At 60.7% G+C, this 19058-nt stretch carries 18 protein-coding genes; all 18 read right to left on the bottom strand.

Translation table 11 applies throughout. The annotated features are described in order from the left end of the window. Positions 1-4 precede the first annotated feature (4 nt). From FHP91_RS13490 to FHP91_RS13405, 18 genes are read right to left on the bottom strand one after another with little or no spacing between them, the layout of a single operon-like run. Positions 5-862, bottom strand: a complete 858-nt coding sequence (locus FHP91_RS13490; RefSeq protein ID WP_144310093.1) for a dTDP-4-dehydrorhamnose reductase family protein — start codon at positions 860-862, stop codon at positions 5-7. Beyond that, complete coding sequence (locus FHP91_RS13485) at positions 859-2109, bottom strand: glycosyltransferase family 4 protein (protein WP_144310092.1); 1251 nt, start codon at positions 2107-2109, stop codon at positions 859-861. The genes FHP91_RS13490 and FHP91_RS13485 overlap by 4 nt, the downstream gene beginning before the upstream one ends. After that, complete coding sequence (locus FHP91_RS13480) at positions 2106-4550, bottom strand: hypothetical protein (protein ID WP_144310091.1); 2445 nt, start codon at positions 4548-4550, stop codon at positions 2106-2108. The genes FHP91_RS13485 and FHP91_RS13480 overlap by 4 nt, the downstream gene beginning before the upstream one ends. Positions 4551-4604: 54 nt before the next feature. After that, the gene (locus FHP91_RS13475; RefSeq protein ID WP_144310090.1) at positions 4605-6014 is read right to left on the bottom strand and encodes a hypothetical protein; all 1410 of its coding nucleotides are present in this window, start codon (positions 6012-6014) and stop codon (positions 4605-4607) included. Between the two features lie 12 nt (positions 6015-6026). Next, positions 6027-7199 (bottom strand): glycosyltransferase family 4 protein, encoded by a 1173-nt coding sequence (locus tag FHP91_RS13470; protein WP_144310089.1) that lies wholly within the window; start codon positions 7197-7199, stop codon positions 6027-6029. Beyond that, the gene (locus FHP91_RS13465) at positions 7196-8146 is read right to left on the bottom strand and encodes an NAD-dependent epimerase/dehydratase family protein (protein WP_144310088.1); all 951 of its coding nucleotides are present in this window, start codon (positions 8144-8146) and stop codon (positions 7196-7198) included. The genes FHP91_RS13470 and FHP91_RS13465 overlap by 4 nt, the downstream gene beginning before the upstream one ends. A gap of 8 nt (positions 8147-8154) precedes the next feature. After that, the gene (locus FHP91_RS13460; RefSeq protein WP_186301557.1) at positions 8155-9039 is read right to left on the bottom strand and encodes a glycosyltransferase; all 885 of its coding nucleotides are present in this window, start codon (positions 9037-9039) and stop codon (positions 8155-8157) included. Next, positions 9039-10991 carry a TIGR04326 family surface carbohydrate biosynthesis protein gene (locus FHP91_RS13455; RefSeq protein WP_144310086.1) on the bottom strand — a complete coding sequence of 651 codons (1953 nt, stop codon included), beginning with the start codon at positions 10989-10991 and terminating at the stop codon, positions 9039-9041. Before FHP91_RS13455 ends, FHP91_RS13460 begins: the two co-directional genes overlap by 1 nt. Next, the gene (locus FHP91_RS13450) at positions 10984-11733 is read right to left on the bottom strand and encodes a 3-deoxy-manno-octulosonate cytidylyltransferase (protein WP_144310085.1); all 750 of its coding nucleotides are present in this window, start codon (positions 11731-11733) and stop codon (positions 10984-10986) included. Before FHP91_RS13450 ends, FHP91_RS13455 begins: the two co-directional genes overlap by 8 nt. A gap of 53 nt (positions 11734-11786) precedes the next feature. Next, complete coding sequence (locus FHP91_RS13445) at positions 11787-12698, bottom strand: NAD-dependent epimerase/dehydratase family protein (protein ID WP_186301556.1); 912 nt, start codon at positions 12696-12698, stop codon at positions 11787-11789. A 1-nt stretch (position 12699) separates the two neighbouring features. Continuing rightward, entirely contained in the window at positions 12700-13557 is an 858-nt protein-coding gene (locus FHP91_RS13440) for a class I SAM-dependent methyltransferase (protein ID WP_186301555.1), read from the bottom strand. A gap of 55 nt (positions 13558-13612) precedes the next feature. Further along, entirely contained in the window at positions 13613-14224 is a 612-nt protein-coding gene (locus tag FHP91_RS21485) for an acyltransferase (protein WP_144310082.1), read from the bottom strand. Continuing rightward, on the bottom strand, positions 14224-14994 hold the full coding sequence (locus tag FHP91_RS13430; RefSeq protein WP_186301554.1) for an HpcH/HpaI aldolase family protein: 771 nt from the start codon (positions 14992-14994) through the stop codon (positions 14224-14226). The genes FHP91_RS21485 and FHP91_RS13430 overlap by 1 nt, the downstream gene beginning before the upstream one ends. Then, positions 14991-15626, bottom strand: a complete 636-nt coding sequence (locus FHP91_RS13425; protein ID WP_186301553.1) for an HAD family hydrolase — start codon at positions 15624-15626, stop codon at positions 14991-14993. Before FHP91_RS13425 ends, FHP91_RS13430 begins: the two co-directional genes overlap by 4 nt. Beyond that, on the bottom strand, positions 15623-16477 hold the full coding sequence (locus FHP91_RS13420; protein WP_222105208.1) for an FkbM family methyltransferase: 855 nt from the start codon (positions 16475-16477) through the stop codon (positions 15623-15625). The genes FHP91_RS13425 and FHP91_RS13420 overlap by 4 nt, the downstream gene beginning before the upstream one ends. Next, positions 16474-17364 carry an NAD-dependent epimerase/dehydratase family protein gene (locus FHP91_RS13415; protein WP_144310080.1) on the bottom strand — a complete coding sequence of 297 codons (891 nt, stop codon included), beginning with the start codon at positions 17362-17364 and terminating at the stop codon, positions 16474-16476. The genes FHP91_RS13420 and FHP91_RS13415 overlap by 4 nt, the downstream gene beginning before the upstream one ends. A 1-nt stretch (position 17365) precedes the next feature. Continuing rightward, the gene (locus FHP91_RS13410; RefSeq protein WP_144310079.1) at positions 17366-18352 is read right to left on the bottom strand and encodes a phosphoglycerate dehydrogenase; all 987 of its coding nucleotides are present in this window, start codon (positions 18350-18352) and stop codon (positions 17366-17368) included. Positions 18353-18386: 34 nt separating this feature from the next. Next, positions 18387-19055: a 6-phosphogluconolactonase gene (locus FHP91_RS13405; RefSeq protein ID WP_144310078.1), complete on the bottom strand. Its 669-nt coding sequence runs from the start codon at positions 19053-19055 to the stop codon at positions 18387-18389. Between the last annotated feature and the right edge of the window lie 3 nt (positions 19056-19058).

Below are 19058 nucleotides of genomic sequence, written 5' to 3'. Positions count from 1 at the left end.
CCTCTTAGCTGAAATGCTTCATGCGCCGCACGAGTTCGGGCCAGTCTGGTGCGACGTAACCCGTCAAATCCCTGAATTGGTCCGCCACCAGCGAGCGATCAATGACCGCCGAATCATCGGGCTCAATGCGAGTCGCCTTGCCATACGCCTTCGCCACCAGTTCAAGCAGATCATGCTTCGTGATCGGGGCCGAGGCGACATGATGTACGCCTGAGAGCCCCGCTTGCGGGATCACGACATCGCGAACGACCCGCGAAAGTTCGACCGTTGGGAGCCCCGAAAAAATAACTCGGCGATAACCACGAACACTTCCTTCCTGATGCAAAAACCACTCAACCAAACCATGGTGGCTTGCGAGCTCGTGCCCGATGATTGAGGTCCGGAGCGTCAGCGCATGCGCGTCGTCCGACACCTCGCCGATAAACTTCGATTTTCCATACAGATCCTGGGCATCGGAAACATCCGATTCACGATACGCTCCGCGCTTGCCACTGAAGACGCAGTCCGTGCTGAAATGCACGAGGCGGGCGCCGACCAGGGCGCAATACCGTGACAGACGGTGTGGCAGCATGGCATTGATCGGAAGCGCAACCAAAGGGTCATTCGACTCAACGAGTTGCTTGACGAGACCCACGCAGTTGACAACCACCTGCGGACGCACGCGCTCGAACAGCGACGAGAGCGAATCCATATTCTCCACATCGACGCCGGCCAGAATCCGATCCCTCAAACTCTCGGCAAAATAGCGCTTTGCGCCAGAGGAGCGGACCGAACCCCAGACCTCAAGATCCACGCTCTCCGAAAGCGTCCTATACATGGCGTTGCCCAGCATACCCGAGACGCCAAGCACCAGAATTCTCATCGCGACGATTCCCTCCGTTGTGCCGATAGTGCCTCGAACCGGGCGATCAGATCATCCGTCAGCCCGGCAAGTCCAAAATGCTTTTGCGCATAGCTGCGCCCATTTTCGCCCATTTCACGCCTTGCGTCGTCATCCTGCCCACAGATATGAATGACGGCATCGGCAAGCGCCTCGCTGTCGCCCGCAGGACACGCCACTCCCGCCTTCGCCTCGACGACGACGCGGGCCCCCTCACCATTGAGCGAGGCGATGATCGGCTTTCCTGCCGCCAGATAGCCCTGAACCTTGCTCGGAATCGTCTGCGCGAAAATCGGCTCATCGCGCAGACTCACCAGAAGCGCCGTTGCCGACGCGTAGATCGACGTCATCGCCGAGGACGGAAAACGCCCCGGCAGCAAGACGTTGGTCAGCCCCCTTCGCGCCACCTCTTCGGCAAGCCACCCCGACAGACTGCCGCTGCCCACGATGAAGAAGCGAATCGGCTGGCCTCGCGCCGCAACGCGCTCTGCCGCGTCCAGTATCGTATCCAGCGACTGCGCGGTACCCAGATTTCCGGCAAAAACAACGGACGGGGCTGCTGCGATCTCACCAACCAGGGCACTCAAGGCCGGCGAGGGCGTGCTCGCACCAACGGGCTCCTCGACAAACGCGTTCGGATAATAGGCGATGCGCCCCTTCGAGGGCGTCAGGCGTTGGACGGGCTCCCGGAACGCCTCCGATGGAATAAGTATCAGGTCGGTACGCCGATAAATGTACCGCACCACCGAACCGACCAAACCGAGTATCCGCTTGTTTCGCACGAAGCCCGTCGCAGACAGGCTTTCAGGCCACAAATCCTGCACCCAGACGACCAACGGCGCACGCTTCCACCAGGCAAGAAGCACCGCCGGCAATGCCTGCAGGAGAGGCGACGGGGCATACACGAAAACCGCGTCGAACTGACGACCCCGCAGCATCCACGGCCCCAGGAGTGAAGCACTGACCAGGAAGGACAGGTAGTTCACCGCCAACCGCAGTCCGGACTTGATGCCACGTGGCGCGAGCGGCACCCGCATGATCTCAACGCCACTAAACGTCTCCCGACCGGTGCGCCACGCCGCATAGCCCGGGAAGACCACGCCGCCGGGATAATTCGGCTGCCCGGTCAAGACGGTGACGGCCACGCCGCGCTCTTGCATCGAGCGCGCGAGTGCCGTGATGCCGAAACTCTCCGGCCAGAAATACTGCGTCACGATCAGAACCTTCATACGGATCTCGGCTCCGTAACATCGATACGACTACCGCGAAGCCGCAAACGGGCGACGAGCAGGCCCCACAGGAAAAATGTGATGATCCCGGGATAGGGCTGCCGCATGCCGACCTTGAGCATGTTCTCGAAAAGCAGCAAATAAAGGACCGCAAGCGCCAGTCCGAAAAGTATCGAATCCTTGAACAATTCATCGCGCCTGACCCATAGCGCGCGCAGCGTCCAAATCAACATGCCGGCCAGGGGAATAAGCGATATCGTTCCAAAATTGTATGCGGTATCGAGCCAGTAATTGTGCGCACTCGGATGCTTTTCCCGATCGGGAGGCGTCGCATGTCCCGCAAGAAAGCTGTGTGGCGACTCCAGCACACCACGATAGAAAAAACGCCAATGTTCGAGGCGTTCAACGGCGCCTTGCGGCACGGCAGCGGCGCTAGATTCAGAGGATGGCGAAAGTTTTGTCTGCCATGTTTCCTGTTCAACGACCTGCCCATCCGGTACTAGCTGACTCGCCAGCCATCCCGATTCCCTGGCGACACTGAACGTCGCAAGCGATGACAAAACCACAATCAGCAAAAGCGCGGCCTGGGCACGGCCAGTCTCTTTTCGCAGGTGGTAAAAACCGAACCCGGCTAGCGCCACGGCAAGACCGAGTACTGCCGCCACCGAATGTGTCGAAAACACATAAATGGCTGCCACTGGCATCAGAACGAAAACCGCCCGCTTTTCAAGAGTTGTCTTGTCCCAAAGCGCAATTGCGGTCGCAATGGCCAACGCTGACACCACCATTGGAAAATACTGAAGGTGTTGATAGATACTAAACAGGAATACATGCGGGCTCAGAACCGCATAGCCGTCACTCCAAGTCGATACCAACTGCGCGGGCAGCACCACGAGCAACATCCCGCACGCGGCCCACTGCAGGGACCGGCCGCTATTGTCGGTCATTCCGTACATCTCACCAAGAACCAGACCGAACATCGGCAGCAGAAACTGGGCAAGGAGGATCAGTTTGGCCCCTTCTTGATAAGCACTCCCATCTGCGGCAACCAACGAGGTGAGGACAAACAGGAGTGACGAGAAAAACAAAGCCGTCAGCGCTCTCGATGCCTGCCAATAATTCCCCAGCACAGCAATACCCAGGAACATGACGATGACGGATGCCGGCAAAGGGAGCTTCTTGATTGCCCCCTGAGCATCAAAAACAAACGCCATATCCCTGAACAAACCGCCATCCAATTGGAAGAAGACGGGAAAAACCAGCAATACCGGAAGTCCGGTCAGAAACCATTTTCGACGCTCGCCTTCAACCAAAAACCAGCGCCTTGCACTCAGAATGAAGCCAAGGTTGATAACTGCACTCAGAAGATAGAGCCCGGCCAGCGATACCGCTCCGAACACGTAAAAAACAAAGGGGACGCACGTCGCAATAAGCACATTGGCAAGGAGATCAGGACCAAAAGCGTCCCGCCCGCCTCCCTCGTGAAGCAGTCGGGTGCGCAGCAGCATCGCAACAGTCATGACAGCGCCGCCGGCAACCGAGAGCCCCGTCGCCAGCCAGAATACTCGCGGCAGCCCGCCCTCTGGCAGTACATGTGGAAACCAAGCCGCTACAACGGCGAGCAGGCTCCCGGCGAGGATCATGCCGAGGGGCGCGGCCGCGAACTGATAGGGCAACTTTCTTTGGCCAAATCGACGAATAAGCGTTGGCGCAAGCGCCTGCCCGAACACCGTCGGAACAAGGCTGCCGACCGCAAATGCCGTAAACAACGTACCCGCCAGCGCTTTTCCAGCGAGAAAGGTCACAGACAGCCGGAACACGAAGACGCTTGCGCCAATAATCCCTGACGAACCGAAATGCGGCAACAGTGTGCCGAGGCCGAAATGCTGCGATCGCAGCGATAGCTTTGCGCCACGCAGCGACAACAGTGGAACAACCGCCCAAGGCATCGCGCTCAACGCCAGATCAAAGCCCATGATCAATGAAGCGACAACACATGCGGCCAGCGCCAAGCCCTCGGCAACGAGGACACGCGACACAGCGGCAGTATCGCCACGAACCTCGTGACTGGCCAAGGCTATTTCACCCAGCCATTCACAGACACGCCGGACAATCAGAGTGATGGCGAGGCTGGCAATCGCGCCGCCGACACCAACGCTCAGGAAATAAGTGACAAGCGCCAGCGGCGCCAGTAACGCGAGACGCGTCACCATCAGAGCGGACGCCGCCTGTTGAACGGTGTCGTCGCTAGAGGCCAGCACGACATTGCGCGCATTGGCGGAGAACGCAAAAAACAGCGCCAGGGACGCGCCCTGAATGAGCGCAATGTCTGCAGCGATTTCGGCCCGACCGGAAAGCCCGAAGACCAGCAGCAATGCGGTCATCGAAAACGAATTGAACAAGGCTGCCAAGGGGAATAGCAGGTAAGCCGATTGCTTCATCCGGTCATCTCCTGCTGACGACGAGCCGCCCAGCCGTTCCTTTACCGCAGAGCCTCATGCCACACCATTTTGCTGAACACGCAGCAGCAGTCGATCGGCAAGCAGGATCAGGGCACCATTGAGGATCAGAGACCCGAAAAGAAGATACGACTGCCCGGGGACGTAGCCAAAGCTTGCGTAGCGGAAAGCGATCACCTGTGCAAACAGCGCACAAAGAATCCAGTTCGCGCCACAGAATCGGTAGGTCAGGTATTCAAGAAAAGCGGCGGACCAGGCTACAACGAGCAACGATGCACACAGGAACAGCATCGATCCGGGGTAGTAAAGAAAAGCAACCATCCCTGGCAAGGAGACAAAATGATTCCGCGAGCGATCGACCCCGGGGGTCAAATACGGAGAGGCGATGAGTCGCTGATCGTACAGACTTGGCGTCCCCTCCTGAAAGCGCTCTTGCCATGCCGCCCGCCACAGATCCCACCCCTTGATGTCGGATGAGGCGACCGCCATCAGGCCCTCGATACCCACCCATCGATCAATAAATAGCGGAGTAGTCATACTCCCGGTGACCGCTGCGGTCTGTGACCGAACACCCTCTTCACCCATGTTGAAGGCCGCGATACGAAGATAATTGACGGCAAGAACCGATATCACGAACAAAAGGCAGAACAAGACAGATGCCGCGCCAAGGCGCAGTGCCCCAATTCTCATTGTCCGGGACAGCATTGTTCGCAATCCACCAACGCCGATGGCGGACGCGTTCAACACCATCCCCCGGCTGAGCATCGCCGTATTCGACATGAAACCTTCAAACACAGGAACGATGATGGCAAGCGGCGTCAAGCGCCGTCCAAGCTCGATCTCGAAGCGCACGATCAGCGCCGAGATCGAAGCAAGCCCAAACTGCAGTGCCCATTTGTACACGCCGTTCAGACCGAAGGGCAGCACGGTTCCTGTGACCATCCCGCGCTGATAGATCCCGAGCCAGACATTGCTCAGCGCTGCGAGAAGAATCGTGACAAGGAAGACTGTCACGACGAGGCCGCGATACTTCCGGTAGAACAGGAACAGCCCGGAGTCGGCGCAACCAGGGGCCAGCGCCGGATAGGTAAAGCAACGCTCCCGCACGAAAGTTGCGAGCAGCAATGCTGAAAAGCTGGCAGTGGCCACAAGCAGAACGGCATCGAAGGACTGCGGCGAAGCATCGAATGCGCCCACGGGTTCGCTGAACTCGCCCCCCAGGAAGGCCACGCGAATGGAGAGCTTCAGCCAGAAACCGAGCCACAGGAAAATGCCGATGAAGGTGTCAAAGTACAGCGCCCCCCTGCGAAACCCTGCAAGCAGCAGCGCGTTCGCGGCGATGGCAAAAGAGAGATACACCGCCCAATGCCCGGAATAGCGCAAACCCGCGACAAACGACAACCCAACAACGGACGCAAGAAAAAGAAAGAGAACAACACGAATCATTGACGGACACTACTACCCGTTTTTTTCCTGGCCAGGATTCGAGGCGACATGCTCCGCCAAGGCCAGAAGACGCCGCGCCTGTGATTGCCACAAATAATGCTGGCGGATTATACGCTGCAACTGCTCGCCGGAGCGGCGCAGCTCTTCAGGACTCGCAAGCAGATTCTCCAAGGCCCCTGAGAGCGCCGCGGCCGAGACCGGCACCATGACGCCCGCATTGTCGCGCGCAATCGCATCAAGACCACAGGTATCCGTAAATACTACGGGACAGGCGCAAATACCGCCCTCCAGAACGACGATGGACATTGCCTCGCGCCGCGAGGGTATGGCCAGCACCGTGGCTGCATGCAGTGCGGCGACCTTCTCTGAGCCACCGACGTAACCGGCAAAGTGGACCCGTCCGTCGAGACCGAGCGCGGCGACGCTCTGCTCAAGAAGCCCTCTCATGCCGCCATCCGGCCCGGCCAGCACCAGGTGGACATCCCGCGCCGATGGCGGCAAGCGTGAAAACGCCTCCAGCAAGAGATCCGGCCCCTTGATCGGGTTCAAACGACCAAGAAAAAGAATGAAGCGCGACGCGTCGAGCCCGAGCTTGCGGCGAAAACTGGCCACCTCCCCTGTCGGGTTGGCCAGCACATATTCGGCGGGATCAATCCCGTTTGGCACCACGACCACACGCTCAGCCGGCACCCCGCACTCGGCAAAATCCGATTTCTCTCCCTCGGTGACCGCCACACAGGCGGCCGCGGATCGCGCCAGGCTGCCGCCGACGAGCTTGGCGTACAGCCATTTCAAGACACGAGAACGCCCAAAAGGCTTGAGCGCACCGGCCGGGCAAAAGAGATAAGGCTTTCCGAGCCGCTTGCAGACATGGAAAACCCATGCGTTGAGGAGTGTCCAGTGCCCCGAGAGATAGACGACATCGGCGCCCTCCACAAGCGCCTTGAGTCTGGCGTAGCGCAGGTAAGGCAGGAAGAAGCGCTGGTTCAGGCACGGGACGGCCACGACCTTGACGCCGCTGATCAGCGACGGGCGCGCCCCTGCGCCAATGCCGCCGATATCCAGCGTCAGCAAGGTGCATTCGGCACCTTCCGTCGCGAGAAAACGCGCCATCTGGAGCGTACGCTCCGCCGTCCCCCCGCCCGACACGGGGTCCAGCAAGTGATTGACCAGAAGTATTTTCAAGGCCGTCCTCGCACGATTCGGTCCGATCGGCAAAGCATCGCAAATGATCGAAGCGCGGCTTCGAAATCGATGGGGGACACGAACCCCAATTGCCGAATCTTGTCGGCGCGATACACGCAATGCGGATCTCGCTCGCTTCGCCCGCGCAAGTGCAACAGCGACTTCAGCACGACGGACGGAATCGGCAGGACGGGGAGCTTGCGCGCCGGAATCTCCAGCGCCTCGGCAAGAATCCTCTCAACATCCCGGAAATTGTTTAGCGCGTCGTCATCGTCGGACACATTGAATACCTCGCCGCCAATGGGGCGCTCGCAGTCGGCCAGAAACAGCAAGGCAGCAACCACCGTCTGCACCGGTACAAGATGCATCCTCCGCCGACCAAACAGCGATGCCCGCAGGTAGTTGGCCAGGGCCGCGCCGCCGCAGAGACTGTTCGCCAAAGCGACGAGATTCTGCCCACCGGCACCGAAAACGGCGGCGGGGCGAAGCACTGCAACCTCGCAGGCGCCCGAATCCGACGCGCGAATCGCCTCCTCGATGGCCAGCTTTCTGCCCCCATATTCATCCAGCGGGTTGCAGGGCGTCGTCTCGTCAATCATCCCCCCCGATGTGCGCCCATAGACCGATACCGTGCTGCAGTGGATCAGCCTCGCCGCATTCGCCTCGGCGCATGCCCTGACCATCGCCTGCGCTGCCCCAAGCGACTGCTCGGACGACAGGCTTTCCGGATAGGCCAGATTGATGACGGTACATCCGGGCGTCAAGAGCGAGGCCCAGCTCCCGGGCGAGACGAGATCACCGGTAACCCACCTGATGTTGTCGGGCGCGCCGGAGCGATCCTTCAGTCCTCGCGTCAGAGCGCTGACCGCACGACCCTGCGCCGCTTGCACGAAGTGCTGCCCGATGAAACCCGTCGCACCGGTCAGAACGATATTGGAGGCCGTCATCAAGCCCCCTATCGCGCGAGCAAGGCAGCCACCTGGCGCCGGACGATGTCGAGAATGGCAGCGAAGGTGGCCCGAGCCATGTTACCGCCCAGCATTTGTGCAGCGTATCGTCGCGCCCTGATTTCGGCCATGGCACTGTCGCGCGTCACACCGCGCTCCGGCGGAAGGATCGTCGCCTTGGCGGTTACCGCAACGTGGTGCGTCATGCCCTTCCGCGCCCTCAGACAGGAATGAATAATGTCTTCAGAGTAGGCCTTTCCGCGGAAGGGAAAGAAGGCGTCGAGGACCAGGTCTTCGCGAAAGGACAGGGAGCACCCGCCTGGCAACCAGGCGGTCGTCACGAGGTCTTCGTCGCAGCACCGGGGGTCTACGCTGCCGCAGCCGCCGATCTTGCTCAGCGCGCCCATGCGACGCTTTCCCCATGGCAGCCCACGCACGGCACTCTCATAGAGATTGATGATGAATCCGCGCAGCCCGGTGTCGATCTTCGACAAGGGTTCGGCGGTCACCGAATTGTAGAAAACGGCGCCAACGACATGCCCTCGCCCCAACGCCACCAGCGACGCCATCAAGGCCTCGATGGCATCTCTGGCGAGCAGAATGTCGTCGTCCAGTTGCATTACGACCGGGCACGACGCCTGCCGGAACCCTTCTGCCCGTTGCGCGACCTGCCCGCGCACCTTGGTGGGCACGATGCACACGTTGTCGACTGACAAGGTCGCCACCCGATGCGCGTCCTCTTCCGGGATGCAGATGAGAATCTCCGTCGGCCGAACCGAGCCTCGGTTCATTTCGGCAATCGTTCGCGCAATCTGCGCCCCACCCAGCGTGGCCATGACCACGGACAACGCTGGCAGGGCCTCGGCGCTCGGATGCGTCGGTTGCTGAGCCATCAGCGGTCTCCCGATCCTGACTTGGTTTGAAAGGTCTGCACGTCCTGCCCCGCCCCCAGCGCTTCCCGCCATGCCCGCAGGGACGGGTCCAGATTGAAGTAAGGCTCTGCCACCGCGACCGCGTCGCCGGCCAAAGCCGCTTGAAGCGCGCCAGCCAGATCGCTGGGCGAGCTCACCAATCGAGCACCGGCCAGCCCGCGCAGCGCATTGGCGTTCACCCCATGCCCATCGGGAATCTGTATGACCTGCTTGCCCGCGCAATAGGCATCGACGGCTGCAGAGGTGATCGCACTTGTGACGACGATGTCGCAGTCTGGCAGCAATTCCTCAAGCGCCCGCTCATCGACGCGCAAGCCGATGCGCGCCGCAAAATCGGGGGGCGCTTGGTAAGGGAAGGCCGGGTGTGGCTTGAAGACAAAGTTCGCGCCGGCCGGCAGATCCGCCTCGGCCCGCTGCAGCCAGTCGAAGATCCTGTCGTTAGTCGTCGCCAGAAAATCGCCGCAGATCAGCATACCTGTGCGCTCACGCCCAGGCTTGCGGTGCGCGCTTGGGCGACCGAGATGCATGAATCGCAGCGCCTCGACGTCGACGATCTTGTCTGCCGGATACGCGCCGGCCAGCGCCGCCGCCTTGGCGACAGGGCCATTCACGGCGTAGTGATCGGGCATGGGCAGATCACTCGGTCTGGCGGAAGAATAGCTGCGCCGGTCATAAAAATACCGCAAGTCCCAATAGCGAATCGTCGAATGAGGCGCCGCGATGAGTTTGCCATGGCCGCTGTTTCGCCAGGCATAAATCAGCGACATCTCCCAGGGTTGGTTCTCGCAGATATACACGCCAGCCTGCTGCCGGGGAAGGCGGGACAGGGCCACTTCGAACAAACCGAGCCGAAGGCATTCCATCAGGGCATTGGGTCCCGACACCGACTCCGTCCACTCGTCCTGATGCAGCGGCCAAAGCTGGAGGACCGATCCCTCCGGACGCACCTCGGCATGGCAACCCTCAATCGCTCGGACCGCCCGCTGAAGGCGCCGGTAGTCACGCCACGCCCGGACGGCCTTCGTGAGCGGCGGAAACATGTCGATCAAGCGGTGAAACTGCCGGCCGGCTGCGTTTTCCTGAAAGCGCCCAACAAGGCGACGCGCCGCGGCAAACGTCGGGACGGCAGCGTGCGGATGAAAGAAGTGAAACCAGTTGGTCCGGACTCCGTCATCGGCAAGCCGATCAACAAGAGGGCCCCAGTAGTTCGACATGAATCGACCGGAACCAATCGCCCGCCGGTCCAGATGCACCAGCACGTCAAAAAAAGACAGCGTCCCGGCGCCGGCGCGCGCGCCCGACTGACGAAAAACGGCGGGCAACCTGGACGCGCAATACCACCCGAACGAGATCACGGCGCGCAACCGGGGTGAAAGCCGGCCGTAGGCACTTCGTCGTGACTGCACCGCCGGCCCGGACGGCTCAGGTTGACGCCATTCGAAACGGCACTGCATGTCTACGCAATACGACGCCAGGCATTCAGCCAGCCGTGCATTGGCCGAATGCAGCACGACCGCCCGTTCCTTCTCGTTGGCCAGCAAGGTCTCCAGCGCAAGCAGTTTCATCGCATCAGGAACGAGGGATGCCGCCGAGATGCTGAATTTCTGCGCCGGGGCGGCCATCCACCAATAGCTGAGCGCCGGGCGAATCATCAGATGCTCGGCAACCGTCCTGCCGTTAACCGGTGCTTGGCCAAGGGCATGCAGCCACGCAAGATAGCGCGCTCTCTGCGCATCGGCACCGTCCTCGACGAGACGTGCAATGGAGACCATCCGCCCGCCCTGCGACGAGCCTTGCTCGAAACCTTGCCAGAGGACCGTCAGCTCAAAGCCAGCGTCTGGCACACCCTCCGCGTCCCAGACCAGAACACGCCCCGCCGTGCTTTCGCTTGGCCGGCAATCACTGTCAGGCATCAAGTCCCTGCATCAAGCCCTGGACCTTCTTCAGATCCGCCGGCGTATCGACCGCCTGGGTGTCGTGCCGGGTGGGCGCCATTCGAACACGCATTCCATGCTCAAGCACACGCATCATGTCCACCGACTCCACGATCTCCAGCGGCGTAGGCGCGAGCTTGGTGTAATCGAGCAGGAATTGCCGACGAAACGGAATGACGCAGACCTGCTTGCCCATCGGAATCTGATCGACCTTGCAACGGGTCGGGATCGGCTCCCGGGAGAAATACATGGCATTCAACTGAAGATCGCAGACGACCTTAATGCAATTCCTGTCCTCGAACTCGGCCGCATCCTTGATCTTGCCCAGCAAATTGGTGACCTGAACATCGGCGTGGTCGATCAATGGCTGCACGGCCTCGGCAATCATGTCCGGATGGGTCATGGGCTCGTCACCCTGAACCATGACGATGATGTCGTATGTCGTGTTGTTGGCGCGCTCGAGCGCGACGAGGGCTTCCGCACAGCGATCGGTCGCGCGCTCGTGCTCGTTCCCCGTCATGACCGCTACGCCGCCGATCGATTCGACATAGTCGAAGATTTCCTTGTCGCATGTTGCCACGGCGGTCAGGGTGAGCATAGGCGATTTTGCGACGCGCTCGTACACATGCCCGATCATCGGCTTTCCGAGGATCGGCGCCATCGGTTTTCCAGGGAAACGGCTGCTACCCATCCGTGCGGGAATCAAGGCGAGAATATTCATGGTTTTGTAAGTGCCATAAAGAATGGATCGTTGTCAGAAAGTCAGCTCGCCGATCACTTCCGAGCCCACTCGGCGAACTGCGTCAGCCCGGCATCGAGCATTGTAAACGTATCGATCCCGAGCACATCCTTCAGTGCCGACACGTCTGCATAGATACCGCTTTGATCCCCCGGCGTTCCGCCATCGACATAATAGGAGGCGCCGGGCACCAGGCTGCAGATGCGCTCGAGAAGCGCACCGACGGTCGTCTTGATGCCCGTTCCGATATTCAGCGTCTGGCCCTTGGCACTTTCCAAGGTGGCAGCACGGAACCAGGCCTCGACCACATCGTCGATATAAATGATGTCGCGGAAGCGCTCGACGCTCCCCTTGACCTCGATGCGCCCTGTCTTCAATGCCTGCGCCAGAAAGATGCTCACCATGCCCTGGCGCAGATTGCTCAAATCCTGGCCAGGCCCGTAGACATTGAACATCCGGAGAATCACAGCGGGCAACTTGCGCTGATAGACGCGCAAGTAGTCTTCGGAGGCGTACTTTCCTACCCCGTAGCAGGACAAGGGCCGGCAGGTCCGGGATTCACTGATCGGGGTGTCGTCGACCGCGCCATACACGGACATGGAGCTCGCGTAGAGAAACCGCTCGACGGAATGCTCGATACCGTAGCGGATCAGATTTAGCGTCGACACCGTATTCTTTTCGAGATCCGCGACCGGATCATCGAAGCTGATCTCCCCCGACGACTGCCCCGCCAGATGCAGAATCCTTCGACAATCGGTCGGAATGCGTTCAATCGTCGACCGGCGCGCCAGATCGCCTTCGATGAAATCAACGCCCGGCGGCACGTTCTCGGCTTTGCCGTTCGAGAAATCGTCGACGCCGACGACCGCAAATCCCTCCTGCAGGAAGCGGCGCGCGACATGGGACCCGATAAACCCCCCGACGCCCGTGATCAGAACCCGCTGCATCTCAAGTCCCCCCATCCTTCTTGATGATGCCGACCAGCGTATCGCACTTGCCGCTGCGGATCAGCGACTGCTTGTAGGATTCCTCGACATCGGCGCCAAGCTCAGGGGCAAAGCGTCCCATGCCCCCGGGCCGCCCGTCTCGCGCCCAGATCATGTGGTTGGACAGGTCGTATCGCTGGTCGCGAAGCACCTCGCTGCTCTCACCCAGCCGCGTCAGCAAAAACTGCAAGGACGGTTCGCTGAAATACCAAGGATGGGCCACCGACCAGTAAAACCGCTCGAATGCCGGGATGTCATAAACCGAGTACAACGGATCGGCCGCGTTGGGTATCTCGAAAACGATTCGACCGCCGGGTTTGAGCATGGCCAGCTGCGCCATCAGGAAAGCGCCGGGGTCTGCGATGTGTTCGAGGACAAAGAAATGGAGGATCAGATCGAAGCGCGCATCCGGCACGTCGCGCTGAAGCTCCGCGACGGACTGGTAGACCGGAATGCCCCGACCCCGCACAAACTCGCTGAAGACGCCGGACGGTTCGATCCCCGTGCAGCGATGGCCGGCCGCAGCCAGCGGATAGAGCATGAACCCGGAAGAACAACCAACCTCAAGGATATCGACGGACTGCTTGAGATAGGGCGCCAGATACTTCATCCGGCGCATGCGCGTCGGCTCGTTGGCGACGAGATGCTGCTCGGTTTTCAGCCAACCGCCGGACTCCCCCGACCGGCTCGCCATAAAGCCCTCGAACTCGGCGGCATAGAATCGCGCCTCTTCTTCCGGTGTCAGGCCCGGGAACTGATAGCGAACATCGCACGCCGCGCAGTGAAAGAAAGCACGCGATACAGACGCATCGCCATACACATGGCGCGTAACGACTGACTGCGATTCTCGCCCGGCTGAACATAGCGGACACCGATCAGGCAATGCCATTGACAACTCCTCTTTCCATCGTTTGCTCAGTACCGAGCTGCTTGACCACCCTCGCCGGATTTCCTGCCACGACCACGCCAGCAGGCACGTCCGTGGTGACCACGGACCCTGCGGCAATCACCGCGCCTTGCCCTATGCTCACACCCCGAAGAATCGTCACCCCTGCCGCAACCCAGACATCGTCGCCGATAAGTATCGGGCGCTCCTCGAGCTCAATCCGCTCGGGAAAGGGAAAGCCGTGCTTTGCCATGTACTGCTGATGACGCGTCTGTGCATTCAGCGGATGGGTGAGGTTGTCGCAGATGAAACAGTCATGCGAAATCAGCACCCGACGACCGATCTCTACCCGTGACAGCGCCCAGATCCGCGTTCCCTGCCCCACGTAGCTGCAATCGCCGACGGAGATGACGCCCTTGCTGAAGAAACTGTAGAGCTCGCCCGCACAGATGACGTAGTCGCCGAGAACGATCTGCCCCTCGGCGTCCTTGCCGATCAGGATCTTCGACAGGATCGCGCTCGAATGCGCCCCCTGACGATACCGCCCGCCAAAACGCCTGCTCTGATAGAACCACAGCCTGAGCCTGCCGCGGATGCCCATCAGGACATGCTCTGCGGGTTTGTCGCCGACGCTCTCAGAAACACCGCATCGATCGAATAGGCCAGAAACTGATATCCCTCCGCAACGCGCTGCGCAAGCTGCTCAGGATCGGGCTGCACGACGTGGATGCCGCACGGGGTGTGCGATGTGCGGCAGGCGTCGCGAATGCGCTCCATGACCGCGACAAACGCCGGCTCCGCGAATTGACCGGTCAAGCCCATCGACGCCGAAAGATCGTATGGGCCGATCAGTATCGCGTCCAGGCCATCGACCGCCAGAATGGCCTCAAGGCTATCCACCGCGCGGACATGTTCGATCATCGCGATCAACAAAGGCGCCTGGGCCTCCTCGGCATAGCTGTCAAAATCGGTGCCGAACAGGTTCGCACGCGAAAAGCCCACACCTCTCAACCCCGCCGGCGGCCAGCGACACGCATCCCTCACCCGCGTCAGCTGCTGCGCGGACTCCATCATCGGAATGATAACGCCGCCCGCACCGGCATCGAGGGCCTGCTTGCAGTCCTTGGTTTCGCCCTGCGCCAGTCGCGCCATCGGCAAGGTGCCCCCCAGTTCCAGCGCCCGATAGATATCCGGAAGCTGATGGGCGCCGATCGCACCGTGCTCCATGTCGACGGCGACCCAGTCGTAGCCCGAGCGCCCCAGAATTTCAGCAATGGACGAATGGGGGATCTGCATCCAGCTACCGATGCTTGCCTTGCCGTCGCGCAGTGCCTTGCGAATGGCCCCTATTTTTTCCCTGCGGTTCATCATCCGGAAAAATCCTCTACAAATGCGCCACCGTAGTCGCGAAATACCTGCTGATTGTCGACATGCCGGCGTAGCAAAAAGGGCACCTCGTTCTGCCTCGCGGCTTCAAGATCTGCCGTGGCGTCTCCGACCATCAGCGCTTCCGACGCGCGCACACCGCGATGGGTGAGCACCTGCCGGATCGCTTCGCCCTTTCGGGTCGGCGCGCCAAAAACGGCCGAGAAGCAGCGGTGCAGATCCATCGCCTGCAAAATCGCCTCGATTTCTCCCTGCGGCGTCGCGGTGACCAGCACAAATTCCTGCCCATGACGGTTGGTGCGCAGGTACGACTCGACCCCCGGCACCCAGGGCGCCGCCACCACGCAGCCGAGCACCGCCTGCGAAAACCGCTGGCAGTAGTCATCTACGCTCGCGTCGGTCACGCTCTGGCCAGCCCACTCCAGATAGCGCGGGATTTTCTCGAAACGGGACATGCCGCCATTCGCCAGATGGTGCGCCCGCACGCGCGCCACCACCTCGGCGCCGAAGGGCGAGAACAACTGCACAAAGGCTTCCGTCTTGACCGCCACGGATTCCTTGATGACGCCATCGAAGTCCCAAAACACCAGGCGCGCCCGGACCAATGCATCAATCAAGACGGCTCTCGCACCCAGATCTGGTTATACGTATTCTGGAAACCGGTCGTCGAGTTATCGATCATCTCTGAATGGAGCTTGTGCTTCATCGTCAAACCGGCGGCCTTGAGCAGTCGCTCGCAGCCCTCCGCCTGTTCCTTGAAGTCGTCATTCACCTCAATCAGGACTTCCTTGACCGCTTTCAGTACGGAGGCGCCTCCCGACAGGATCAGATGCTCGATACCGTCGACGTCCATTTTGACAAAATCGGGTTGTGGAATCCCCAGCAGATCGCGCGCCGCATCCATTGGCAGGCCCATCGTCTGGAACTCGAAAACGCGCTTGATCGCCTCACCATCCCAGCCATACGCCTCGCCGAACGTCGACAGCGCACCGCCCCACTCCGTGGTTGTCATCCGCAGCGTGTTGGAGCCGACGGCGTTGCTCAAGGCAAATGGAACGATGCACACTTGAGAGACGAGCCCGTTGAGGTGCACGTTTCTTGCCAACAGCTCGAGATTGAACACCGACGGCTCGAACGCCCACACCCGACACTTGCGCCGCGCCGCCGCATAGACAGCATACAAACCGATATTGGCGCCCACATCCCAGACGACCGCCCCCTCGGGAATCGCATCGATCCATGCGAGGGTTTCCGGCTCCTTCGTGGAGAACGTCTGCGCGCGCCAGTCACACAGCGCATTGGGGGTGGCAAAGCGGAGTTGAACGCCCTCGTGCACAAGCTCGCGAACCTCCTCCATCGACGTGTCCAGGATCTGCTTGAAGACATATCGGCCAACCTGGGTTCGTCCGCCTGTAGCAAGCGAATATCGTATGGCCCCTTTCAGAGCCTGCTTCAACTGGGTTTTCACGCTTTGTTCCCCTCATTCGAAATGCCGTTCTGCACTTCGCCGATCAGCTGCAACAGCCCCTGCCCCAGATCGACATGCATGGGCGGCACATACTTCCGGCCCAGCTTCGGTTGATAGGCGTAGGGCGTCCGGACGTAGTGCCCGGCGTATTCGGTTTCCTCGAATTCCACCGCTTGCGGCATGCCAAGAATCTCGGCCAGCATCTTCAGCAGATCCATCACCCGCATCGGCTCCTGTCCGGTCAGAACGACATGCTGGTTCCTGAATTCGTCGCCGAGCGCTGCGACACTGGCGCGGGCCGCATCCTCTACATGAATGTATTCGCGCATCGCTTCGGCACTGCCCGCATAGCGGATCCGGCCCGTCGTCAGCGCCTCGTTGACGATGCGCCACAGACCGTTCTGCGCGTCCGACCTCGGGCCGTACAGCGAACCGTAACGCAACACCGTGTAGTCGAGCCCGTAGGCCGCCTGATACTCCTCGACGTAGTGCTCCGCAGACTGCTTGCTGCAACGATAGAAGCTGCCCTCACGGCTATAGACGTACACCGTGCTGGCGTACATGAACCGCCGGACGCCGTTCTGCCGGCACGCCTCGAGCACATTCGCATTGCCAAGCACGTTGATGCGAATGGTGTCGAGCGGCTTGCCCAGAGCCTCGTTCAGGTCCGCCAGGGCCGCAAAGTTATAGACATACTCACAGCCGGCGATTGCCGCAGACAGTTTTTCCGCATCGAGCAGGTCGCCGACCACCATTTCCTGGTCAGGCCGCAACCACGGCGAAGGCCGGCGATCATAGATCGAGACCTGGTGACCGGCCGCACACAGCGCATCCGCCACATGGCTGCCAAGAAATCCGGAACCCCCAATCACACATACCCGCGCCATCTCAGAGCCCCTCCCGCTGGACCTGGTATTCCACCTCGGGCACCAGACCTTCCAGCGGCTGTTCTGTCAAAAACCGAATCGCCTCTTCAGTCGCCTCGATCTCCATTCGCGTGCGGCAATCTATCGACATCGACCCCATGTGCGACGTCAGCAAACACCGTTCGATCGACGCCAGCCGCCCCTGATAGGGTTCTTCGCAGAAGACGTCCACGGCGGCGCCGGCAAGGTGGCCCAAACCGAGCACCTCGGCGAGGTCGTCTTCATTGATGATGCCGCCACGTGCCGTGTTAACAATTATCGCGTCGGGTTTCATCTGGCGAAGGTCCTCACGGCGAACCATGTTTTTCGTCTGCACGGTCAGCGGAACATGCAGGCTGACGATATCCGACGCCCCATAAATAACGTCCTTCTCCACCCACTCAATGGTCGCAATATCGTCGAGCCCGCACGCTGCGGGATTGATGTCATTCACCAGCAGGCGGCCAGCGCCCAGCGCTGCAAGCTGGCGCAGCACCCGCCCGCCGATTCGCCCCGCGCCGACGATGCCGATCGTCAGATCGGCCAAGCGCCGCCCAAAGTAGCGCTGCCACTCGCCCTGATGCATCCTGGCATTGGCAATGTGGATCGACCGCATCAACGAAAACATCAACCCGATCGTCAATTCGGCCACTGCCGGCGCTGGTGCATCGGGGGTATAGCTGACCTTGATGCCACGCTGCTCGGCGGCCAACAAGTCGACACTGTCCAGCCCGATGCCGACACGGGAAATCAGCTTCAATCGCGGCGCATTCGCCATCACTTTCGCGGTGATGGGCTCCGTGCCGGCAATCAATACCTCGACGTCGCTCACCATCCCGGCGAGTTCGTCTTCCTTGAGTTTGCGGCCAAGCGGATTGATCAGATACTCGATCCCGTTCGCCTCGAGTTGCCGGATCGGCAGATCGTTCTTGTCCCCGAACGGAACAGTGGTGATCAGGACTCTTGCCATCTGCACTTCCTGTCAATCGACATCGAACTTCTCTTCAAAAAGGCGTGTCCAGCAACCAGGTGGCTCCGCCCACCAGGCATGCCGGCAACGCATGAAAATCATCTGCACCGCCTGCGACCCGCCGAAACACGGCAGCCTTGGCCTCACCATTTGCGAGAACGAAGACCGACGATGCCTGCGCGATCACCACAGGGGTCACCGTCAGCCGCTCTCTGGGCGCCTTGGTGCCGACCACAGGGGCGACTTTCCGCGTGCGCTCATCAAGCAACGCGCCCCCGGGAAACAGCGAAGCGATATGCCCGTCCTCGCCGACACCCAGCAGCAAAACGTCGATTTTACTCGGCAAGCGGCCTTCATAGTGCAAACACGCACCCTCGCGGTCTGGCCCCTCCGCCGCCATGCGGACCACCGAACAACCAGATGGAACGCCACTGGCAAACAGGGTTCGCATTGCAAGCCCGTAGTTGCTTTCGGGATCATCGAGCTGAACACATCGTTCATCGCCGAAAAAGAACTCTACGGCACGCAACTGATCGAAACCCGGGAGCGCCCGCCACGCCAGGTACAGCCGTGCTGCGCTCCGGCCACCAGTCAGCATTACCTTGCAACCATCGCCCCGGTGGGACGCCGCCAGCACGGCGTCGTGGATCAATCGGGCAGATCGCACCGCCCACTCTTCTGGTCTGAACTGTTTCACATGCATGTC

This window comes from Denitromonas halophila (assembly GCF_007625155.1).
GTDB classification, from domain to species: Bacteria; Pseudomonadota; Gammaproteobacteria; order Burkholderiales; family Rhodocyclaceae; genus Nitrogeniibacter; species Nitrogeniibacter halophilus.
Note: the sequence above shows the minus strand (reverse complement) of the source record. Positions and strands in the feature narration are given on the sequence as shown.

What these genes read in the sequence shown, in the direction of transcription:
- FHP91_RS13490 (WP_144310093.1), bottom strand. Translation starts at nt 862, where the DNA reads ATGAGAATTCTGGTGCTTGGCGTCTCGGGTATGCTGGGCAACGCCATG.
- FHP91_RS13485 (WP_144310092.1), bottom strand. Translation starts at nt 2,109, where the DNA reads ATGAAGGTTCTGATCGTGACGCAGTATTTCTGGCCGGAGAGTTTCGGC.
- FHP91_RS13480 (WP_144310091.1), bottom strand. Translation starts at nt 4,550, where the DNA reads ATGAAGCAATCGGCTTACCTGCTATTCCCCTTGGCAGCCTTGTTCAAT.
- FHP91_RS13475 (WP_144310090.1), bottom strand. Translation starts at nt 6,014, where the DNA reads ATGATTCGTGTTGTTCTCTTTCTTTTTCTTGCGTCCGTTGTTGGGTTG.
- FHP91_RS13465 (WP_144310088.1), bottom strand. Translation starts at nt 8,146, where the DNA reads ATGACGGCCTCCAATATCGTTCTGACCGGTGCGACGGGTTTCATCGGG.
- FHP91_RS13460 (WP_186301557.1), bottom strand. Translation starts at nt 9,039, where the DNA reads ATGGCTCAGCAACCGACGCATCCGAGCGCCGAGGCCCTGCCAGCGTTG.
- FHP91_RS13455 (WP_144310086.1), bottom strand. Translation starts at nt 10,991, where the DNA reads ATGCCTGACAGTGATTGCCGGCCAAGCGAAAGCACGGCGGGGCGTGTT.
- FHP91_RS13450 (WP_144310085.1), bottom strand. Translation starts at nt 11,733, where the DNA reads ATGAATATTCTCGCCTTGATTCCCGCACGGATGGGTAGCAGCCGTTTC.
- FHP91_RS13445 (WP_186301556.1), bottom strand. Translation starts at nt 12,698, where the DNA reads ATGCAGCGGGTTCTGATCACGGGCGTCGGGGGGTTTATCGGGTCCCAT.
- FHP91_RS21485 (WP_144310082.1), bottom strand. Translation starts at nt 14,224, where the DNA reads ATGGGCATCCGCGGCAGGCTCAGGCTGTGGTTCTATCAGAGCAGGCGT.
- FHP91_RS13430 (WP_186301554.1), bottom strand. Translation starts at nt 14,994, where the DNA reads ATGATGAACCGCAGGGAAAAAATAGGGGCCATTCGCAAGGCACTGCGC.
- FHP91_RS13415 (WP_144310080.1), bottom strand. Translation starts at nt 17,364, where the DNA reads ATGGCGCGGGTATGTGTGATTGGGGGTTCCGGATTTCTTGGCAGCCAT.
- FHP91_RS13410 (WP_144310079.1), bottom strand. Translation starts at nt 18,352, where the DNA reads ATGGCAAGAGTCCTGATCACCACTGTTCCGTTCGGGGACAAGAACGAT.
- FHP91_RS13405 (WP_144310078.1), bottom strand. Translation starts at nt 19,055, where the DNA reads ATGCATGTGAAACAGTTCAGACCAGAAGAGTGGGCGGTGCGATCTGCC.